At 45.4% G+C, this 20,468-nt stretch carries 11 protein-coding genes; 1 reads left to right on the forward strand and 10 read right to left on the reverse strand.

Annotated features, from left to right (window positions below; translation table 11 throughout):
• Positions 1-82: 82 nt before the first annotated feature.
• The 9 genes from C9J01_RS10950 to pepN all read right to left on the reverse strand — a co-directional run bounded on the left by C9J01_RS10950 (position 83) and on the right by pepN (position 18,033).
• A complete protein-coding gene (locus C9J01_RS10950; protein WP_107298178.1) occupies positions 83-2,236 on the reverse strand; it encodes a DUF3466 family protein in 2,154 nt (717 codons plus the stop codon).
• Positions 2,236-4,158, reverse strand: a complete 1,923-nt coding sequence (gene uup / locus C9J01_RS10955) for an ATP-binding cassette ATPase Uup (RefSeq protein WP_107298179.1) — start codon at positions 4,156-4,158, stop codon at positions 2,236-2,238. The genes C9J01_RS10950 and uup overlap by 1 nt, the downstream gene beginning before the upstream one ends.
• Entirely contained in the window at positions 4,145-4,402 is a 258-nt protein-coding gene (locus C9J01_RS10960; RefSeq protein WP_107298180.1) for a glutaredoxin family protein, read from the reverse strand. The genes uup and C9J01_RS10960 overlap by 14 nt, the downstream gene beginning before the upstream one ends.
• Positions 4,403-6,541 carry a bifunctional 23S rRNA (guanine(2069)-N(7))-methyltransferase RlmK/23S rRNA (guanine(2445)-N(2))-methyltransferase RlmL gene (gene rlmKL, locus C9J01_RS10965; protein ID WP_107298181.1) on the reverse strand — a complete coding sequence of 713 codons (2,139 nt, stop codon included), beginning with the start codon at positions 6,539-6,541 and terminating at the stop codon, positions 4,403-4,405.
• 1,199 nt (positions 6,542-7,740) lie between these two features.
• On the reverse strand, positions 7,741-8,286 hold the full coding sequence (locus C9J01_RS10975; protein ID WP_107298183.1) for a cell division protein ZapC: 546 nt from the start codon (positions 8,284-8,286) through the stop codon (positions 7,741-7,743).
• Positions 8,287-8,541: 255 nt separating this feature from the next.
• Positions 8,542-9,552: a quinone-dependent dihydroorotate dehydrogenase gene (gene pyrD / locus C9J01_RS10980; protein WP_107298184.1), complete on the reverse strand. Its 1,011-nt coding sequence runs from the start codon at positions 9,550-9,552 to the stop codon at positions 8,542-8,544.
• A gap of 293 nt (positions 9,553-9,845) precedes the next feature.
• Entirely contained in the window at positions 9,846-14,675 is a 4,830-nt protein-coding gene (locus C9J01_RS10985; protein WP_107298185.1) for an NAD-glutamate dehydrogenase, read from the reverse strand.
• A 418-nt stretch (positions 14,676-15,093) separates the two neighbouring features.
• Positions 15,094-15,315 (reverse strand): DUF2835 domain-containing protein, encoded by a 222-nt coding sequence (locus C9J01_RS10990; RefSeq protein ID WP_107298186.1) that lies wholly within the window; start codon positions 15,313-15,315, stop codon positions 15,094-15,096.
• 96 nt (positions 15,316-15,411) lie between these two features.
• Positions 15,412-18,033: an aminopeptidase N gene (pepN, locus tag C9J01_RS10995; protein WP_107298187.1), complete on the reverse strand. Its 2,622-nt coding sequence runs from the start codon at positions 18,031-18,033 to the stop codon at positions 15,412-15,414.
• Between the two features lie 433 nt (positions 18,034-18,466).
• On the opposite strand from pepN, the gene pncB reads away from it, so the two are divergent.
• Positions 18,467-19,666: a nicotinate phosphoribosyltransferase gene (pncB, locus tag C9J01_RS11000; protein ID WP_107298188.1), complete on the forward strand. Its 1,200-nt coding sequence runs from the start codon at positions 18,467-18,469 to the stop codon at positions 19,664-19,666.
• Positions 19,667-19,736: 70 nt separating this feature from the next.
• On the opposite strand, the gene C9J01_RS11005 is transcribed toward pncB, so the two are convergent.
• Positions 19,737-20,399 carry a lipocalin-like domain-containing protein gene (locus tag C9J01_RS11005; protein WP_107298189.1) on the reverse strand — a complete coding sequence of 221 codons (663 nt, stop codon included), beginning with the start codon at positions 20,397-20,399 and terminating at the stop codon, positions 19,737-19,739.
• Positions 20,400-20,468: the final 69 nt, after the last annotated feature.

A 20,468-nucleotide genomic window follows, 5' to 3' on the forward strand; every position in this document is an offset into this window, starting at 1 on the left:
TAGAAGCGGAGATCAACTGTCAAAATAAAACAGGCTCACAAATTGTGAGCCTGAGTGTAATTTAACCAATTTTGACAAAAAATTACTTTCTTCGACGGAACCCTAGCAAACCAAGGAAACCTAATGCCAGCATACCCAGTGATGCACCCTGACGCTCCACGCTGCTCTCAGCAGTAGGTCGAGGTTCAATTTTTGGAGCCACTTCAGCATTCTCATCAATTGGAATCAACTTAACAGCTACAATGCGCTCTACATCAGGCTCACCGCCCTGACAGAATGACTCTTTAGAGAAATCGTCGTAGCCATCTTCACACTTGTAAGCCGTTGCAGAAATAACGCCAGCGTCATTAATGCCTGTTGCTTCAAAGATGCGGTACTTATTGGCTTCATCAGAGTACTGACCACCATTGGTCAGATCATCTAAGAAGTATGCCTTCTCTTCTTCATTCAGAGTATTCGACCCAGGGATTGGCTCCATGATATAGGTGAAACCACGCTGACGACGAAAACGACCATTAACCTGATTGACGGACTCTGCATCCAATCGGCCTACAATTTGATTATTGTTGTTAATCGCCGCAGGATAGCCATTTGAACCAGTAAAGAACAAATTAGATTTTGACGAATCCAAGTATTGAGCATTATCACCTGTGTTATTGTCATACACAAACATACGCTCAGCATAAGAACGGTTCTCAGCACGGAAGTTCTTCGCGACACCAACCACTATGTTATTGGCGTTAATATCTGTTGCTAGCGTATACGTCAGAACACGGTCACTACTTCTTTCAAGTTCGAGACCTGGAATTAGCTTACGGGTAAACGGAGGTGTTTCACCATTGATATCACCCGTCAGCTCCCAAACAGATGCACGCATTGCATAATAATCATTGTCATAACGATCTGTGGTATAACCAACAACTACGGGTTGGTTGTTAACTAACTCAATCGCACGCGCACTCGCTTGGAAGGAACGATCGTTTTCATCAGGATCTAGCGTATTTAAATTATTTTCAGCAAGCAACTTAGCTGCAACGTTACCTGATGAACCATCTTTTAATGACCAAAACACACCATCATTGGCAAATACAGAGAGTTGACACTCTTTAGTACCGTAGAAACTATCTAGACCTTCAGTAAAACTTGTTGGGCAATTTCGGAAAGCCGAGTCAGAAAATACTGGATCACCCGAGTTATAGTCGTCTGGTACTTTATTATCTGAATCACTAAAATTACTTCGATCATAAGATGCGCTGCCAACGACCAACAGCTGACCATTATACTCAACCGCATCCCAAGCTAAAGACTGGCCAGCTGTCTCAGTAAGCTTATCACCTTCAACTGGGGCAAGGGCGAACTTGTCCTCGGGGTTACCGGAACTTACTAGGTTCACGAAGCCACGCTTATTAAACTGACGAGCATTTCTCGAGCCGTCAGTAAAGTAAGCGCCACTGGAAATACCCAGTATATATTCGGTTAGTTCGCCACTGCCATCCTCTGATAGATCAACTGCACCTTTTCCATTGATGACACTGTTGGTCGTCTTATGTTTTTCTGAGTCAACTATTTGACCTAAAGCAGATGATGCTGAGTAGGTGCTTTCATCATCAGCGAAAGTAGAGACTTCAACTAGAGTATTAAGTTCATCAGCTTGATTATCTTGATCTAAGTTCTCAACAACAGCTGTCGCATTGGAAAAATAATTATCTGTCCAAGCTTCATATTCACGGACTAAGCCACCAAAACCAATTCTATTGCTAAGACTATTGGTGTCGTAACCCTGCCCATAGAATTGTGTTCTAGCCCAATCTTGGCAAGTATTCGGGCCGAGGTAGCTGTTACAGTAATTTTCCAAGCGCCTTACGTCATTAATACGCTGGAGGTTATCGAGAATAAACGGCACTTCGTCACGATAGTTAATACCGTCCGAACCAAAACGACTTTCGCCGAAGACAGAGTAGTTATTTACGTTACAGTTTATACCTTTAAAGCAATTGTCAGAGTCTTCTGGGTTAGCTTCGTTAACATTAGAAGCTGTAATACCCTGCCCGTAAAAGCCCAAACGACGAGATAATTCGGACTTATCAACCTCGTTATAATAATCTCTACTGTCAATCGCATTTTGAGTTTCTGTACTAGGTACAACCTCAACCACACGGTAAACAGCGGCATTGGCGCCTGTTGCACCGGCTACCAATACGGCCAGTGCAGACAGTTTTAAAGTCTTATGTTGCATTAAGCTTCCTTCTGCATTGCTTCAAGCTCTTCCCAACGTTCAAATGCCTGCTCAAACTCTGCTTCAGCTTCCGCTAGGCGGTTTAGTGTGCCTTGAGTGTCATTTTTTACGTCCTGGAAGAAAGCAGGATCGTTAATCAGTTCCTGCAATTGCGCAATTTCGTTTTCCAGTTCTTCAATTCGTAGCGGCAGGCCTTCCAGTTCCTTCTGCAACTTGTAAGAGAGCTTCTTACCTGTTTTAGGACGGGCAGCCTGGCGCTGCTTGTTCTCTTCTTTCTTTTTCGCTGCTTCAATTTGAGCAGCCTGCTCTTTCGCAATTTGACTTAGCGAATTAGCGCGTTGTTCCTGAGCATCATGGTAGCCGCCAACGTATTCGTCAATGACACCGTTTCCTTCAAAAATCCAGCTTGTTGTCACTGTATTATCAACAAACTGACGGTCGTGGCTTACCAACAACAAAGTACCCTGATAGTTGGCAAGAATTTCTTCCAAAAGTTCCAATGTTTCGATATCTAAATCGTTAGTTGGTTCATCAAGCACCAATAAATTATTAGGCTTAAGGAAAAGTTTCGCCAACAACAGACGGTTTTTCTCACCACCAGATAGTGCTTTCACCGGTGTACGCGCACGTCGCGGGTGGAAAAGGAAGTCCTGAAGGTAGCCTAGCGCGTGGCGAGTACGGCCATTAACCGTGACTTCCTGCTTACCATCGGCAAGGTTATCCATGACTGTTTTTTCAGGGTCTAGCACTTCACGGTACTGGTCAAAATAAGCGACTTCAATCTTAGTACCACAATGGAAGTGACCCTGTGACTTCAAGTCACCCAGCATGATCTTGAGCAGCGTACTCTTACCACAACCGTTAGGGCCGATAAGCGCGATACGATCACCACGCATCACATTGAAGCTGAAATCTTTGATGATTGACTTGTCGCCATAGCTATAGCTGATGTTTTCTGCTTCAAAGACAATCTTGCCCGAACGCTGTGCTTCCTGAAGCTGCATATCGGCTTTGCCCACCACTTCACGGCGCTCGCTGCGTTCACGACGCAATTGCTTCAGGGCCCTTACGCGACCTTCGTTACGAGTACGGCGAGCCTTGATACCCTGTCGGATCCAGACTTCTTCTTGCGCTAGCTTTTTATCGAACTCAGCGTTCTGCTCGGCTTCTACCCGCAGTAGCTCTTCTTTTTCTTCAAGGTATTTATCGTAATCACCCGGGAAAGAAACCAGCTGGCCACGGTCAAGATCGACAATACGCGTTGCCATAGAACGAATAAAGGCACGGTCGTGCGAGATAAACACGATTGCGCCTCTAAACTCTTTCAGGAAGCCTTCGAGCCACTCGATAGTCGATACATCCAAGTGGTTAGTTGGCTCATCAAGCAACAGGATATCTGGGTCACATACCAGAGCACGGGCCAAAGCGGCCTTACGCTGCCAACCACCCGACAAATCTTTTAGCAAGGTTTGCGGTTGAAGCTGCAAGTGTTCCAGTACCGAAGTGATCTTGTTATCAAACTGCCACGCATCAGCGTGATCGATCTTCTCTTGTGCACGATTCAATTTCGCAAAGTTTGACTCTGATGGATCGCTGGTAATCAAGTCCAACAAGCGGTGGTACTCTTTAAGTACCTGACCAATTTCAGCCAAACCCTCTGAAACAAAATCAAACACGGTCCCTTCCGCATCTCGCGGTGGATCCTGCTCTAAACGCGAAACACGCAATTCTGACTCGCGTTGAATACTACCATCATCAAGCAATACATCACCGGCAATCACTTTCATCAAAGTGGACTTACCCGCACCGTTGCGGCCTACCAAACAAACACGTTCGTTGGGTTGTAGAAGAAACTCTGCTTTATCTAGCAGTGCATGATCGCCGTACGCCAACTGGGCGTTACTGATATTAATTAATGCCATTGTTGTTTAACCATTGAGCCAGCTCGTCAGCATCAAAAGGCCAACCGAGTTCAGGGCTATTTGAATCTGAATCAGGATTGAGGATAGAAAGCACAGGAATTGTGACGCCGTAACGAGAAAAGAGCGCATCATCAAAGGCGATATCCACCACCTGAACGCGCTCTTCGACACCGGCTTGTACGAGCAGGCTGTAAGCCTGCTCGCAGAGATGACACCCTTCTGTGCTATACAGAGTAATTAGCACTTAACCTTCCTTGTGGGTAATGATCCAGCAGTTATGAATCTGTTTGTTGCGACTAAAATCCATTGGCAACGTTTTATCAGAAATGTTCTTCGCTTGTAAGCCAAGCTCTTCAAGTTTCTCGAAGTCCATCTTGAAATGGCGCTTGTTGTTTGAGAAAACAATTTCACCATTTGGACGAAGCATACGTTTCAAGTTCTCAAGTAGCATGATGTGATCACGCTGAACATCGAAACTCTGCTTCATACGCTTGGAGTTAGAGAATGTCGGTGGATCGATAAAGATAAGGTCAAACTCACCATCGGCTTCTTGCAGCCACTGTAAGCAATCCGCCTGAACAAACTGGTGCTGACGGCCAACCTGACCATTCAGTTCCATGTTCTCCTGTGCCCAACGCAGATACGTGTTAGACATATCAACTGTTGTCGTCGACTTAGCACCACCACACGCTGCATGACAAGTAGCCGAACCCGTGTAAGCAAACAGGTTAAGGAAGTCTTTTCCTGCAGCCATCTTGCCTAACTGGCGACGAGTTACTTTGTGATCAAGGAACAGACCCGTATCTAAGTAATCGTATAGGTTAACCTTAAGATCAACACCGTACTCATTCACTACCATATGACGTTCTGCACTAGATAGCTTCTGGTACTGGCTCTTACCTTTTTGGCGCTCACGCACTTTCAAGATGACCTTGTTGTTCTCAACACCGGTTACCTGAATAGTGGCACGCATGATATCCATCAGACGGCGACGAGCTGTCTCTTCAGGAACAGACTTAGGCGCTGCGTACTCTTGGATAATCAAATAATCTTTATATTTGTCAATCGCTGCATTGTAGTTAGGCAAGTCTGCATCGTACAAACGGTAACATTCAAGACCTTCTTTCTTGGCCCACTTGCCCAGCTTGGTAATGTTCTTTTTCAAGCGGTTGGCAAAATCTGGCGCAACTTCGGCCTCTTCAATGCGGCCTTCTGCTTCACCTTCAACATGCTTAACACCACCAGCAGTGATCAAGTAAGTTTTCAGTACACAATCCAGTGCACCGTTACGTAGCTTAAACTGCTTGTCTGCACGCATACGCAAGCAGCTTAATAGCTCATTGGAAGATGAATAGATAGACGCTGTCGAACCTGCAAACGCAAGCTTCAAACGGTTACCCAGTTCACTGTATAGAGAGATCAACTCTGGAGTTGTACCCAGACGCTCACCATATGGAGGGTTACATAAGATAACACCTTCAGAGAAACCTTCTGGACACGTCAGTTGAGTTGCATCACCGTATTCAAAATCAATCAGGTCTTTAACACCTGCACGGCCAGCATTGTCACGGGCAATACTCAGCACGCGGCGGTCCATTTCACGACCAAAGAACTTAGTCGTTACCTTGCTTGGGCCACGGCGAGCTTTCACTTTGGCTTCAGCGTGAATTTCTAGCCAACCCTCACGGTCGAAATCTTTGATCGCTTCAAAACCCCAGCGCTTGCGCTTGATACCCGGTGCAATATCAGCCGCAATCAGAGCAGCCTCAATCAACAATGTACCAGAGCCACACATTGGATCGAGCAACGGCTTTTCAGGTGTCCAGCCAGATTTCATTACCAATGCTGCAGCATGAGTCTCACGCAGCGGTGCTTTACCCGATTCACTACGGTAACCACGTTGGTGCAGGCCACTACCCGCCATATCAAGGCCCAGTACACCTTTCTCACCTGAAAGGCGCATATGAATACGAAGCTCAGGGCGCTCACGGTCAATGCTAGGGCGACGCAAATCTGCCTTGGTGAAGCGGTCGACAATGGCGTCTTTCACTTTCATCGCACCATACTGGCTATTGCGGATTTCACGGTTAGTACCATTGAAGTCAACGATGATACGGGTATCACTGCCAAAATAGTTCGGCCAGTTGATTGCTGCCGCGCCTAAATACAGATCCATGTCATCACGAACGTTAAATTCGCTCAGTACCAAAATGATTCGTGATGCGATACGTGTCCAAAGACAGCAGCGGTAAGCTATTGCTTGTTCAGCTTTAAAACGCACGCCAGCATGGACAACCTGAACGCTTTCAGCGCCAAGTTGCTTAAGTTCTTCTGCAAGGAGGTTCTCAAGACCTCGTGAAGTGATAGCTAAATATTGATTCATGGAGTTCTTTTCACACTTATGTTGCGGTGAATTATAACTGAAAACCCCGTAAATACCTTGTCATAAAAGGCGTTTACTTAGCTATTTAGCTAAAAAAACAGCAGTCAAATGCCTGTAATGCCACATTACCGTTTCCTAAAGGCGAACACCTTGGCTTTTCAAGAGCGCCCAGAGTTTCCATGTGTAAACAATCAACAAAATCAAATTGTGCACAGCTGTAAACAACCGATCAAATTTAACCCACCATCACACACCAATGCATTGTTTACATCAAGAAACAAAAACAACAAAACAAGCAAAATCAATATCTTAATCCCAGGCCATAACATAAAAACTCCAGCAATCAGTATGCACTCGCTTACCTCACACCCCATTTAAACTAAGTACCAAGGAAAGGAACACATCTAACGCCCCTATAATTTCCCAAATGGAAATAGTAATTGTTGGGACTTAACCTCCATCACAGGTATCATTAAATACCACTGTAAATAAATTACAGAAAGGCGGAAAATGAGGAATTTACTGATTAAGCACTGTGTTTTCAGGTGCAAAATTATGGTGTTTTTTTATGCAAAGACCGCAAAATGAGGCAGAAAAAAAGTGATAAAAAGTTAAAATAATTAGACCCACATCACTTGCAATGGCGCTTTATTAAACAAAAAAATTAAGAAAAACGTCGCTTTTGTCCTTGAACCGCATCTCATTCCCTATTGAGCTTGCTCCCAGATTTAGAAATTTCCTGCAAGGATCTCGACAAAGAACAATCTTTATTGCTGATTTAATCACCTATCCAATACCATCTTCAATCTGTCTGAGTAAACCAGGTTCCAGCAGCGAATAAGAGACAATCTGAAATAGCCTGCTGATAATCAAAAGGCGTAATATGGCAAAAGGTATATTAGTACCAGCTCTACGAAATACTCTGCTGGCCATGACGCTACTAGGGAGAATAAGAACGCATTGGAGAGAACTAGTGAAGGTAACAAGAAAAATTACAGCACTCTTAAAGTGCCTCTGGGACAAGGAATCAGAAGAATTACAGATATAATGGCGACAGCGAACTAACGCTTTAAGACATCAACAAATCTACAGAATAAGAAAGAAGTGATAGAACAATAAAGATAATGGAATTTAGAGTGCAGAGAAATGCGCTGTAAAACAGCTACTAGCGCTATTCAGCGCCATAAATTTCCATTTCTCTAACCAACAAGGGCAAGCGTGATAGGCGCTTCTACAGCCCCTTCATAAGCCGTCATTCGATCGTTCATGACCTTAATGGTTTCACAGAAAGACATCTCTTTAGCAGCATTGAGTTGCAACGAGTCAGTATCAGCCATCATGCAAAGGCTAGCAGTGCCACTGTTTTCAATAATTAGGAACTGGCCTTCACCAAGGTCGGTATTTAGAGTGACAATGTCACCTAATTGAGGTGAATGGTCACCACTTTGCTGGTTAAAGAACCAACTTTTTGGCATTAGGGGCTTGTGGAAGCGACTTGCAGCAACAGCATTAAGGGCAAGTTCTGCTTTTCGCGGAGCAGAAAGCTCCAGAATGGACATCCCTTCGAGGAAGGATTGATAGGCAGATGCATCGTCAACCGTGAACGTTGAACGAGCAAAGGCACAAGGAATTAAGTTTTTAGTAGGAACAGCTACCCGGAAAACCATGTCGTCCCCAAGGTCCAACATTAGAGCATCGTACTTCTGGTCGTAATACCACATCCATGAGTTATTGGGTTTCAACATAAGTACCGCTCCATATCCGTAGTCCGTTACAAAGCTTATCCACTACAACAAAGAAAACTTTAGAGCAAATTCTACTGCCCTATTTGCAAATAAAAAGAGGAAGGAAAATGGGATTTTCAGTATAAAAAAACTGAAAGTTTGACAATATTGCTATTGATAAGGTGCCCGTCATGAAATCGACATAAAAAAAGTGCCTGCAAAAATACTCCTGCAGGCACTCAGTATCATATGTCTTTCTTTAGTTACTTCACTTGCTTAGATATTAGTGACGATATCTTTTACAAGTTTAGGGCCGTGGTAGATGAAACCAGAGTAAATCTGTACCAAACTAGCCCCTGCTGCCATCTTTTCACGTGCAGATACGGCTGAATCAATACCGCCCACACCGATAATTGGCAATGCGCCATCTAATTCTTCCGCCAGCATTCGAATGACTTCGGTACTGCGGTTCTGTAGTGGACGACCGCTTAGGCCACCAGCCTCATCGCAATGCGGCATGTCTTTTACCAGAGAGCGATCCAACGTGGTGTTCGTAGCAATAACACCATCGATGTTATTTTTGATCAATGACTCAGCGATCTGCTTGATCTCATGATCTTCTAGATCCGGCGCGATCTTTAACGTTAGAGGTACATACTTGCCGTGTTTTTCAGCCAGCTCTTTCTGCTTCTCTTTTAGTTGAGCAAGCAGATCATCTAACATTTCACCGTACTGAAGTGTACGTAGACCTGGAGTATTCGGCGAAGAGATGTTTACCGTGATATAGCCAGCATGCTCATATACCTTATCCATACAGATAAGGTAATCTTCTGCGCCCTTCTCAATCGGCGTGTCTTTGTTCTTGCCGATGTTGATTCCGATAACGCCGTCGTATTTGGCTTTCTTTACATTCTCAACCAGGTTATCTACACCCAGGTTGTTGAACCCAAAGCGGTTAATAATGCCTTCAGCAGGAATAACACGGAACAGACGAGGCTTATCGTTACCTGGTTGTGGTCGTGGAGTTACGGTTCCAACTTCTACAAAACCGAAACCCATCGCGCCAAATGCTTCAATACATTCGCCGTTTTTATCAAGGCCAGCAGCTAGACCAACAGGGTTTTTGAATTTGATACCCATCACTTCAACAGGACGATCAGGAACGTGTTGGCGATAGAAAAGATCAAGAGGAGTGCCAGTAAAGCGAGAAAAGTTCTGAATAGCTAGATCGTGCGCTTTTTCTGCATCAAGCTTGAAAATAGCGGATCGAGCGAGGCGGTAAAGCATTGTACCTCCTAATAAAAGCCCCGTATAAACGGGAGGATATTATTCACACTTTGCCGCATTATTTCAATCACTAATTTCAGTTTATATTGAAAAAATCCCCCTATCCCCTTAAATATACGGTTAGATAGTTGAAATAGTTACTTTTATTTCCCACCCCAAAAAGCAAACGTTTATATCGTGTCGTTCAAGGCAGAAAAAAGCCACCATTTCAGCAATGGTGGCTTTTACATCTTAATATCATGAAATTTAAAGCCCTAATATAAATATTATTACCATAGGGCTTATTTTCAGCATTATGCTACTGTTTGGCAGTTCAAATTCAACAACATAAGCTCACGAAGTGCTACAGAGAACTTGGCAAATTCATGGGTAGTTCCCACCTTGAACTCTGCCAACACTGTATTCCAACGTTGAATTGCTGACTTATGCTCATCCATCCAGTTTTCAATCAAGCTTTCTGCGTCTGGTGCCTCTAGCCCACTACTGATTACCGCGAGTGTTAACTGGCGTTGCTGCCAATCCAGATCTTCACGGAACGATGCTCGGGCAAGTGCCTGCCAATGGTTCTCTACCGGCTGGTTATGTACCTGCTTGAGGAACCAGTGCAGTGACAGATCTGCCCCGACAACGAAGTAAACACGGGAGATGAAATCAAGATCCTGATCAGAATCCGTTGCAATCTGTGCGATGTCCATCGCCGAGTACAGGCTGCTTAAGCGAGCAATATTATGTGCCAGATCATCAGGGATCCCCTGATTAATCATCACATCTGCCTGTTCGTTGTGCTCCTGCACCTCTTCTGTTACAAGGTAACGTTCGAGGTTTTCGCGCAGCTTGTTCACAATTGGCTGGTAGAAGGCAATCAACTGCTCGATGCCCAGTTTTCTATCACGGTTACGCAAGATCCAACGTGTCGCCCGGCGTAGCATCCGGCGGCAACGGTAGAGCACTTCATACTGTACTTCTGCAGGGATAACGTTATCCAAAGCTCGAACTTGATCAAAGTACTGCTCGAAGTTGAAGACTTCACGCCCTACCGAGTATGCAGATGAAATCTCTGCAACCGTCGCCCCAGTCTCCTCTTGAAGGCGGGTAACGAAGTTACAACCCATTTCGTTAGACATCTGATTGGCCAATGAAGTAGCAATCAGCTCCTTACGCAATGGATGGTGTTCCATGTGGCTACGGTATTGCTGTTGCAGTTCTTTCGGGAAATAGGCAGGCAGCAGACGGGCATGATAAGGATCATCAGCCACTTCCTCGGTCACCAATTCCTCTTTCAGTACCATCTTACCGTATGCAACCAGCACCGCGAGTTCTGGACGGGTTAAACCCATTCCTGATTTTTCACGTTCAGCCAGCGTATCGTCGTCAGGTAGGTATTCCAAAGCACGATCCAGCTTACCTAATTTCTCAAGGTGATGGATAAAGCGGATCTGTTCTTTGAGTAACTGCACCTGCTGTTGCTGGGTAACAGAAATCGATTCGCTCTGACAATAAGCATCATCAAGTACAATCTCACCTACTTCATCTTCCATACGCTCCAGCAGTTCATTGCGTTGCTTGTATGTCAGATCGCCACTGGCTACCAGTGAGTTGAGCAGGATCTTAATGTTCACTTCGTTATCCGAACAGTCAACCCCACCGACGTTATCGATAAAGTCGGTATTCACCAGACCGCCATTCTTCGAAATTTCGACACGGCCGAGTTGGGTCAAACCAAGGTTACCCCCTTCACCAACAACACGGGCACGCAACTCACTACCGTTGATACGCAGTGCATCATTGGCACGGTCGCCAACATCGGTATGGGTTTCCGATTCAGATTTAACGTAAGTACCGATGCCGCCATTCCACAATAGATCCACTTCCATTTTCAGGATCAAACGGATCACTTCGTTTGGTGGCAGACTCTGCTTACGCGTGCCCAGCAGTTTCTGGATCTGCGGTGTCAGTTTGATTGACTTACTGCGGCGGGAGAAGATACCGCCACCTTCCGAAATCAGCTTGGCATCGTAATCTTCCCAGCTAGAACGAGGCAGGTTGAACAAGCGCTCGCGCTCTTTCCAGCCTTTCGCCGCATCAGGATTTGGATCTAGGAAGATATGCATATGGTTAAAGGCGGCAACTAAACGGATATGCTTGGATAACAACATACCGTTACCAAACACGTCACCTGCCATATCGCCGATACCAGCACACGTAAAGTCCGTTGTTTGGCAGTTGATGCCCAACTCACGGAAGTGACGCTTAACCGATTCCCAGCCACCTTTGGCAGTGATCCCCATCTGTTTGTGGTCATAGCCGTTAGAACCACCAGATGCAAAGGCATCACCCAACCAGAAGTTGTAATCTTCTGATACCGAGTTGGCCAAATCAGAGAAAGTTGCAGTCCCCTTATCAGCCGCTACAACCAAATACGGATCATCTTCATCATGACGGACGACATTGGCTGGTGGGTTAAGCTCACCATCAATAATGTTGTCTGTGACATCTAACAGAGCACGGATGAAGCGCTTGTAACAACGCTGGCCTTCAGCCCAAATTTCTTCACGAGTCGATAGCTGTGGCTGTCGCTTACAGACAAAACCACCTTTCGCACCTACCGGCACAATCACGGTATTTTTCACCTGTTGTGCTTTAACTAGGCCAAGGATCTCAGTACGGAAATCTTCTTGTCGATCCGACCAACGTAAGCCACCGCGGGCTACTTTACCGCCACGCAAGTGAACCCCTTCAATATCCGGTGCATAGACAAAGATTTCGAAGAACGGTACCGGCGCTGGGATCTCAGGGATCTCAGATGGGCGCAGTTTGAGTGATAACCACGGTTTCGGCTTACCGTTGGTATCAAGCTGGTAGTAGTTGGTACGTTGGGTCGCAAGGATCATTTCCATGTATCGGCGAATGATACGGTCATCATCCAAACTCTCTACATGCTCAAGCTTATCATTGAGCTTAGCGATCAACGTCTTCTCTGCCGCTTCAGAGTGCTTACGGCTTGGGTCGAAGCGAAGCGAGAACAGTTCAACCAGCGATCGAGCCAAATCACTGTGGCTTGATAGTGTTTCTTCAATGTAGTGCTGGCTGAATGGGAAGCCTACTTGACGCATGTAACGGGCAAAGCTTCGCAAAATGGTAATTTCGCGTCCGGTTAACCCAGCGCACAGTACCAAGCGGTTAAAGCCGTCACTTTCTAATGCACCATGCCAAATGGCCGAGAACGCTTCTTGGAAACGATCACGGGCTTCACCCAAATCGATCCCAATACAGGCGTTATGCAGCATGGCAAAATCAAGGATCCAGTAAACCGTTCCGCTCTTGGTAATCACTTGGTATGGCGATTCCCCAATCACACGAAGACCTAGGTTTTCCAACATCGGCATGACATCAGAAAGATGGATAGGCTCATCGCGATGGAACAGCTTCAGTTTCACAAAGCGTGAATCACTGGCCTCTTCCTGCGGGCGGTAGAACAGCATGCCCAACTTGTTATCTTCGCTAAGGTTCTCAAGCTGTTCGATATCCGCCACAGCAGAACCTGGCAACATCTGTTCTTTATAGGAGCGAGGGAATGCGCTGCCATAGTTTTTCGCCAGCGATGTACCATTACTTTCGCCAAAGTTAGCGATAAGCGATGCACTCAAGCGATCATCCCACGATGCAGCGGCTTCAACGAGATTATGTTCGATAGCTTTGATATCCACATCAAAATTATTATTATCTACTCGCACGATGTAATGCGTTCTCGCCAGCGGACTTTCTGAGAAGAAGGTGGTGAATTCGACATCCTGTTCTGATGCAAAGTAGTCTTTGAGCACTTCCTGTGTCTTGCGGCGTAGCTCAGTGTTGTAACGTTCTTTGGTTACATACACCATGCAAGAGAAGAAGCGACCGAATGGATCACGGCGAACGAATAGACGCAGCAAATCCCGGTCTTGCATCCGAACCACACCACAGCCAACGTCCAACATCTCTTTTTCGTTGGCCTGAATAAGCTCGTCACGTGGGTACGTTTCAAGTAAGTTATTCAGGGCCTTCCACGAATGGGAGCCTGCTGGATATCGGCTTTCTTCCAAGATCCGCGTCACCTTGTTGCTGATCAGCGGGATATTCATGGTCGACTGGTGATAAGCCGTCGATGCATACAGACCGGTAAAGCGGTGCTCACCGATTACATTACCGTCTTTATCGAAGCGCTTGATACCAATGTAATCGGTATAAGCCGGACGGTGGATTTTCGACTTGCCATTGCTTTTTGTTAGGATAAGCAAGTCAGGTTTGCGGGCTTCAATGCGGGCAGACTCGGGAAGCTGTGACAGGCGAAGAGTTCTGACTTTATTGGAATTGCTTAAAAGCCCTAGCCCCGGCTCATCGCACGGGCGCAATTCATAGTCACCTTCAATCGGTACAAGATCGTACTTGTGGTAGCCCATGAAAGTGAAGTTGTGATGAGTCACCCAGTCCAAGAAAGCAATCGCTTCTTCTCGGTGCTCTTTATTTACGGGAAGATCTGCTTTCTTAAGATCTTTGACGATCTTCTGCATCTTGGTTTGCATCGACTGCCAGTCATTTACGACAAGATCAACATCTTCAAGCACTTGTTCTAGTTCTTTTTTTAGTACTTCAAGCTCTTTCTTGTCATTTAGACGGTCAACTTCGATATGGAATAGCGTCTGTAGGTCGCCATCTTTACCACACGCCTCAGTAATCGTGCCTTCCCCATTTCGTTTAAAGAAATACGGACCATTTAGCATCATGTGGCTGGTAATACCCAAACGGGTTAAGGTCATTCGAACAGAATCAACAAGGAAAGGACGATCCGGTGTAATGATCTCGACCACTGTATGGGGGGACTGCCAACCGTAGCGGCTTAAGGTTGGGTTGTAGACACGAACAGAGATCTGGTCTGGCTTATTTTGTACAAGGTGATGCCATAAACTCAGTACAGCACCATAAAGGTCAGATTCATTCCGTTGAAGCAGATCATCATCTGCAAGTTGTCCTAACAATCGCTGAGCAAACACTTCTACTAATGACTGCTGGGGTGTCTCAATCTTGTCCTGGATTAAGTTATACACTTTCTCAAGCAGTACCGGCACTATAGGGTCAGGTGCGGTCATAGCAATGCTCCATCGTTATATATTATCAATCAAGTATAGAGTTTTTATATAGCATCCAACGGTTGGTTATTGGGGAACATACCGTCGGAAGACGCTCTCCTGCGTGACTGCTATTGTAGGGTGTTTTGTTGCGAGATGGTTACGTTAATTACTCTAGGTATGCAGGAAAAAATCGAATATGTGACTAATGTAGATATTTTGGCTGGCGGGATAATCTGGGGTTGGTGAAATTAACATCAAGATAGCGCTAAGCCGATGTAAATTGGTATAACCATTTATTTTTAAGGTTATTTTTCTTAGTGCCAAAGATTATTAAATCTAATATCAAAACTATACGAAATAGGTATAACCCTACTTCACGGGTGAAAGGTTTTATATGCTTGCCGAAAACAGATGTTACATTTTCATCAATTTCCGATTACATGATTTGCTCTATTGCCTGAAGCTTGTTAGCGTCAGAAACCGTGACCCGAAATCGCCCCCGAATACCAATTTGTGTCAAGAAAGGCCGCATGCGTGACGCGGGTAATTGCAGACGCAGACCGTTATCTGTCATTACCAATACATTGCTCGCTGCACCCGAATAATGGTGGAGGAATTGCTGGTAAGTAATGTGCATCGAGAAGGTATAAGATTTCATATAAGAGTGTTCGTTATAACTGTTTCGTTTCAGAATGTATGATGTGGGCAAAATAAGGGGCAAGCTAGCTTGCCCCTTTTCTAGGTGTTCTTCAGCTTAAAGCTCAAGCGCTTTCTGTACTTTCTCGAACAGGTCTTTTGCTAGGTTGTCTAGCTGAGACAGTTTTTCAAGCTCTGCACGCATGAGTGCCTGGCGCTGCTCGTCATACTGGCGGTACTTCAAGAACGGTTCAATCAAACGCGAAGCAACTTGCGGGTTGCTAGTGTTCAAAATTGTCAGGATTTCAGTCAAGAACTGATATCCCGACCCGTCTTTGGCATGGAAACGTACTGGGTTGTTGGCACAGAAACTTGCTACCAAACTACGAGTACGGTTAGGGTTCTTGATATCAAAGGCTTTATGCTTCATGGTGTCACGCACATTATCAAGTGCGTTCTCTGCTGGGTTTTTACCTTGCAGCATAAACCACTTATCCATCACCAAACCGTCATGGGTCCACTTATCACTAAAGTCTGCCATTTGCTCGGCACGACAAGCCAGTTCTGCATTATTCGCCGCTGCCATTGCCGCCATGGTATCTGTCATATTGTCAGAGGCTTCGTACTGCTTAGCCGCTAGGCTATTACCTTGTTCGGTAAATGCTAGGTAACCCAAACAAGTATTACGCAGCGAACGTTTTGCCATTGCTTCATGCTCGATAGTATAAGCGGCTTGAGTTAAGGAGTGGTAAATAGCACTGAACTCATCTTCCATGGCCACTGCAAGCGCTTTTTCAAGCTCACCGACAACCGTGTTGATCGCATCAACATCGACAGTTTCATACCAACCCGCCACTTCGTTTTCACTTGGCAGCGTCAGCATTTCTGCAATAAAGGCAGGATCAAGTTTTTCATCCAGCAACACACCACGGAATGCATCAACCACAGCTTCTGGCAATTCAAACGCTTCACCCTTTTGGCAACGAACAACATTCTGTTTGATGTATTTAGCCAATAGGATTTGGCCTGCATCCCAACGGGCAAACTCATTGCGGGCATGAACCATCAGGAAAGTTAGCTCTTCATCTGAATAGTCGTACTCAAGGATGACTGGTGCTGAAAACTCGCGCAGCATTGAAATAACAGGTTGTTCTTCAATACCTTCAAACACGAATACTTGCTCAGCTTCCGTCACATCCAACACATTGTGCACGGCTTCGCCATTACACTGTAACGGAAGAACGTTGCCTTTTGCGTCATAAAGCTCGATATCGAACGGGATATGTAGCGGGTGCTTCTCTTCCTGACCTGGAGTTGGTGCCGTGTGCTGCTTAATTGTGACGCGGTAACTCTTTTCATCAGCGAGGAATTCTGTCTCAACCTGCACAACAGGTGTACCGGACTGGCTATACCAACCACGGAACTTCTCAAGGCTAATGCCAGAGGCATCTTCCATTGCCTGAACGAAATCATCACAGGTTGCCGCTGTACCATCGTGGCGTTCGAAGTACAACTTCATACCAGCCTGGAAGTTCTGCTCGCCAAGCAAAGTGTGCATCATACGAATCACTTCACTGCCCTTCTCATAGACGGTCAGGGTATAAAAGTTATTCATTTCGATAACTTTTTCTGGACGGATTGGATGAGACATCGGACCGCGATCTTCAGAGAACTGCGGGCCACGCATTATACGAACATTGTTGATACGGTTCACTGGGCGAGAACCTAGATCTGAAGAGAACTCCTGATCACGGAAAACGGTCAGGCCTTCTTTCAAGCTGAGTTGGAACCAGTCACGACAGGTCACGCGGTTACCGGTCCAGTTATGGAAATACTCGTGACCGATAACAGCTTCAATACCTTGGTAGTCGGTATCGGTTGCCGTCTTCGCATTTGCCAATACGAATTTAGAGTTAAAGACATTCAAGCCTTTGTTTTCCATCGCACCCATGTTGAAGAAATCAACAGCAACGATCATGTAGATATCAAGGTCGTACTCTAGGCCGAAACGTTCCTCGTCCCACTTCATTGAGTTAATCAAAGAGGTCATCGCATATTCGGCACGATCAAGGTTGCCTTTATCGACAAAGATCTCAAGGTCGACATCACGACCACTGACCGTTGTGTACTTATCGCGTAAGACATCGAAGTCCCCTGCAACCAAAGCAAACAGGTAACTCGGTTTCGGGAACGGGTCTTCCCACTGCACCCAATGGCGACCATTTTCTAGGTCACCGCTATCAACTCGGTTACCGTTACTCAGTAGATATGGGTATTGCGCTTTGTCGGCGATCACTTTGGTGGTGAATCGCGCCAGCACATCAGGACGATCTAGGTAATAGGTGATACGGCGGAAACCCTCTGCTTCACACTGGGTGCAGTATGCACCGCCTGACTTGTATAAGCCTTCCAGTAAAGTGTTTGCTTCAGGGTTGATTTCAGTTTCAATCAGCATATCGAACGAGGCTGGTAAACCGTTGATAGTTAAGCTACCTTCGCTCTCTACATAGTTAGTCCAGCTCTCACCATTGATTTCAATTCGAACCAAGGTTAGCGCATCACCATCAAGCTCTAAGGTTGTCGCACCTTCCACCTGCTGCTCAACCTTGCTAACGGCCACTACGTGTGTAGCAGTGTCATGCAGGTCAAACTCAAGGGAGAGATCAGTAATCGTAAATTCTGGTGCTTTATAATCTGAACGGTACTTTGCCGTTGGCTGGATAGTTGGTTGATCGGCCATGTTAATTCCTTATTTTTCCGCCATATAGTGTCGCGGTATGTTTCCATTATTCTGCGTTAAGCCAGAGCAGACAAGCTTATTACTTAGTTTTGGCGATATGTTTCTCAATTGCCCGTCCACACGGTCATTTTATGCACATCCGAGCGCTAATTTTGCTGGTTGTGCTTTGAAGACTAGCTTATCATCTTTACTATACTTAGCTTACAAGCAGTAATGGTTACCTAAATTCCGCTTTACAGCAAGATCACCGCACACGCAAAGCGTTAACAGAACGCCTCTAAAAAACACAAAATGTCCTCTGTAGGCTTGTCGTTTGCGGCATTTACGCGTATCGTACTGCCCCTAAATTTTTCAACGATCTGAAACATTTTGAGACAACCTAGACTCAAAATAGGGTAAAATATCCGGATTGCAAAAAACAACCAAATTAGTTATGAATCATTTTGGACACAATGGGATCATCGACTCCCTGCTCGATACCGATGCATACAAACTGCACATGCAGCAAGCCATTTTTCATCAATACCCCAATGTTGAGGCTGTTGCCGAGTTTCATTGCCGGAGTGACGAAGATCTCCGTCCGTACAGCCAAGAGATTCAAGAGCATATTGACAGGCTAGCTGATCTTTCTTTCACTCAGGAAGAAATTGACTACCTGTCTACGTTGACCTTCTTCAAGGCTGACTTTCTGGAGTTCCTTGCGTCATTCAAGCTCGATAGCAAGCAGGTCAGTATTGATACATCGGGTGAGCAACTAGCCATCACCATTACCGGTAAATGGATCGATATTATCCTTTGGGAAGTGCCATTATTGGCGATCATCTGTGAAGTTCGCTGCCAACGTTGCTACCCTGAAGCAACCGTTGAAGATGCACTCGGTTCTTTGAAACTGAAACTGGCTGACTTCTATCAGAGAGCCAAAGATGAAAATATCGACCTTGATGCCTTCTCTTTAGTCGACTTTGGTTCACGCCGTCGTTTCTCACGTAATGTCCACCATGAAGTGGTTGATTACCTGACAGACCACATGCCAGAATTCAAAGGTACGTCTAACTACCACTTGGCACGTACCCGAGGTCTAACGCCAGTTGGTACTCAAGCCCATGAATGGTTCCAAGCCCATCAGCAACTCGCTGGTGAATTGGCTGACTCACAACAGTTAGCACTAAACCGTTGGCTGCAGGAGTACCCTGATTCCTTAGGCATTGCCCTAACCGACTGCATCAATATGGATGCCTTCCTACGTGACTTCGATCTTCGATTATCAGAGCGTTTCATCGGTTTGCGTCATGACAGTGGTGACCCAATTACTTGGGGTGAAAAAGCGATTTCTCATTACGAGTCACTGGGTATTGACCCGAAAACTAAATCGTTGGTTTTCTCTGATAGCCTGACGTTAGATAAAGCACTCACCATCTATAAGCACTTTGCCCATCGCATTAATATCAGCTTCGGTATAGGTACCCAGCTAACGTGTGATTTACCTGGTGTGAAAACATTGAATGTGGTGCTGAAACTGACCGAATGTGAAGGCCGACCTGTCGCGAAGATTTCTGATGAGCCAGGTAAGAGTATTTGTCGTGATGAGAACTACCTATCACAGCTAAGACAAGCATTTAAAATTGTCGGCTAGGCTGATATAAAAGCTAAAAAGCGAGGTATTCACCTCGCTTTTTTTATTCACTGTCAGAGAGTAAGTAACGTTACTCCCTTCTCATTACCGCTTCCATTCCAAACTGTTTGTTACTCAGAGTTAGCGTATTGCTACCAAGACGGAATTGGCTATCTTGCTGGCCATCTTCATAAATCAGCACAATACGGTCATCTTCAATGAAATAGATACCACGGTGTTCTTTCTTCTTACCATTCTTTCCCGAGACTTCTGCAGAGAACAAGAAGTCAGGACGCAGTGATAAAGCGATTTCTGAAACACTTTCACCCACATCTTGTCCTGAAATCTGGGAAGAACGCCATTTTCCTGGTAGATTTTCTGGCGCCAACTTAGTAAAACGGGCACCATCAAGTAAGAATTGGTTGTAGCTTAACATGTAGCTATGCTGTTGCTCTGGTTGCCCATTGGATAAGAAAGTGACTGTCGATTCATCAATATCGTAAGTCCCATCCCACTCTTCAACATTTCCATCAGTCTGAAGGAGACGAATCACGAAGCGGTAGTTAGATTTGAACTTAATGTTCATAGCGCGATAGTTCGCGCCTTCGCTTTCTACCCCCTCGTCGCTATTACTGAACCAGTACCAATCTCCCAGCAATAATGGATAATCAAATTCTGTTAAATTTGAGGCTCGTGCATGAACTGCAAATGTCGATAAAAACAGGGTTACCGCAAGAATTACATGTTTCAGCATAGCATTCCCCTAACACCAGAATTGATCACCTACTTTTAACCCTAGTCGGCTATCAGCCGCTAGCATGAA

Source organism: Photobacterium rosenbergii (assembly GCF_003026455.1).
Classification (GTDB): domain Bacteria; phylum Pseudomonadota; class Gammaproteobacteria; order Enterobacterales; family Vibrionaceae; genus Photobacterium; species Photobacterium rosenbergii.

What these genes read in the sequence shown, in the direction of transcription:
- pepN (WP_107298187.1), bottom strand. Translation starts at nt 18,033, where the DNA reads ATGGCCGATCAACCAACTATCCAGCCAACGGCAAAGTACCGTTCAGAT.
- C9J01_RS10975 (WP_107298183.1), bottom strand. Translation starts at nt 8,286, where the DNA reads ATGTTGAAACCCAATAACTCATGGATGTGGTATTACGACCAGAAGTAC.
- C9J01_RS10985 (WP_107298185.1), bottom strand. Translation starts at nt 14,675, where the DNA reads ATGACCGCACCTGACCCTATAGTGCCGGTACTGCTTGAGAAAGTGTAT.
- C9J01_RS11005 (WP_107298189.1), bottom strand. Translation starts at nt 20,399, where the DNA reads ATGCTGAAACATGTAATTCTTGCGGTAACCCTGTTTTTATCGACATTT.
- C9J01_RS10950 (WP_107298178.1), bottom strand. Translation starts at nt 2,236, where the DNA reads ATGCAACATAAGACTTTAAAACTGTCTGCACTGGCCGTATTGGTAGCC.
- C9J01_RS10990 (WP_107298186.1), bottom strand. Translation starts at nt 15,315, where the DNA reads ATGAAATCTTATACCTTCTCGATGCACATTACTTACCAGCAATTCCTC.
- pyrD (WP_107298184.1), bottom strand. Translation starts at nt 9,552, where the DNA reads ATGCTTTACCGCCTCGCTCGATCCGCTATTTTCAAGCTTGATGCAGAA.
- pncB (WP_107298188.1), top strand. Translation starts at nt 18,467, where the DNA reads ATGAATCATTTTGGACACAATGGGATCATCGACTCCCTGCTCGATACC.
- rlmKL (WP_107298181.1), bottom strand. Translation starts at nt 6,541, where the DNA reads ATGAATCAATATTTAGCTATCACTTCACGAGGTCTTGAGAACCTCCTT.
- uup (WP_107298179.1), bottom strand. Translation starts at nt 4,158, where the DNA reads ATGGCATTAATTAATATCAGTAACGCCCAGTTGGCGTACGGCGATCAT.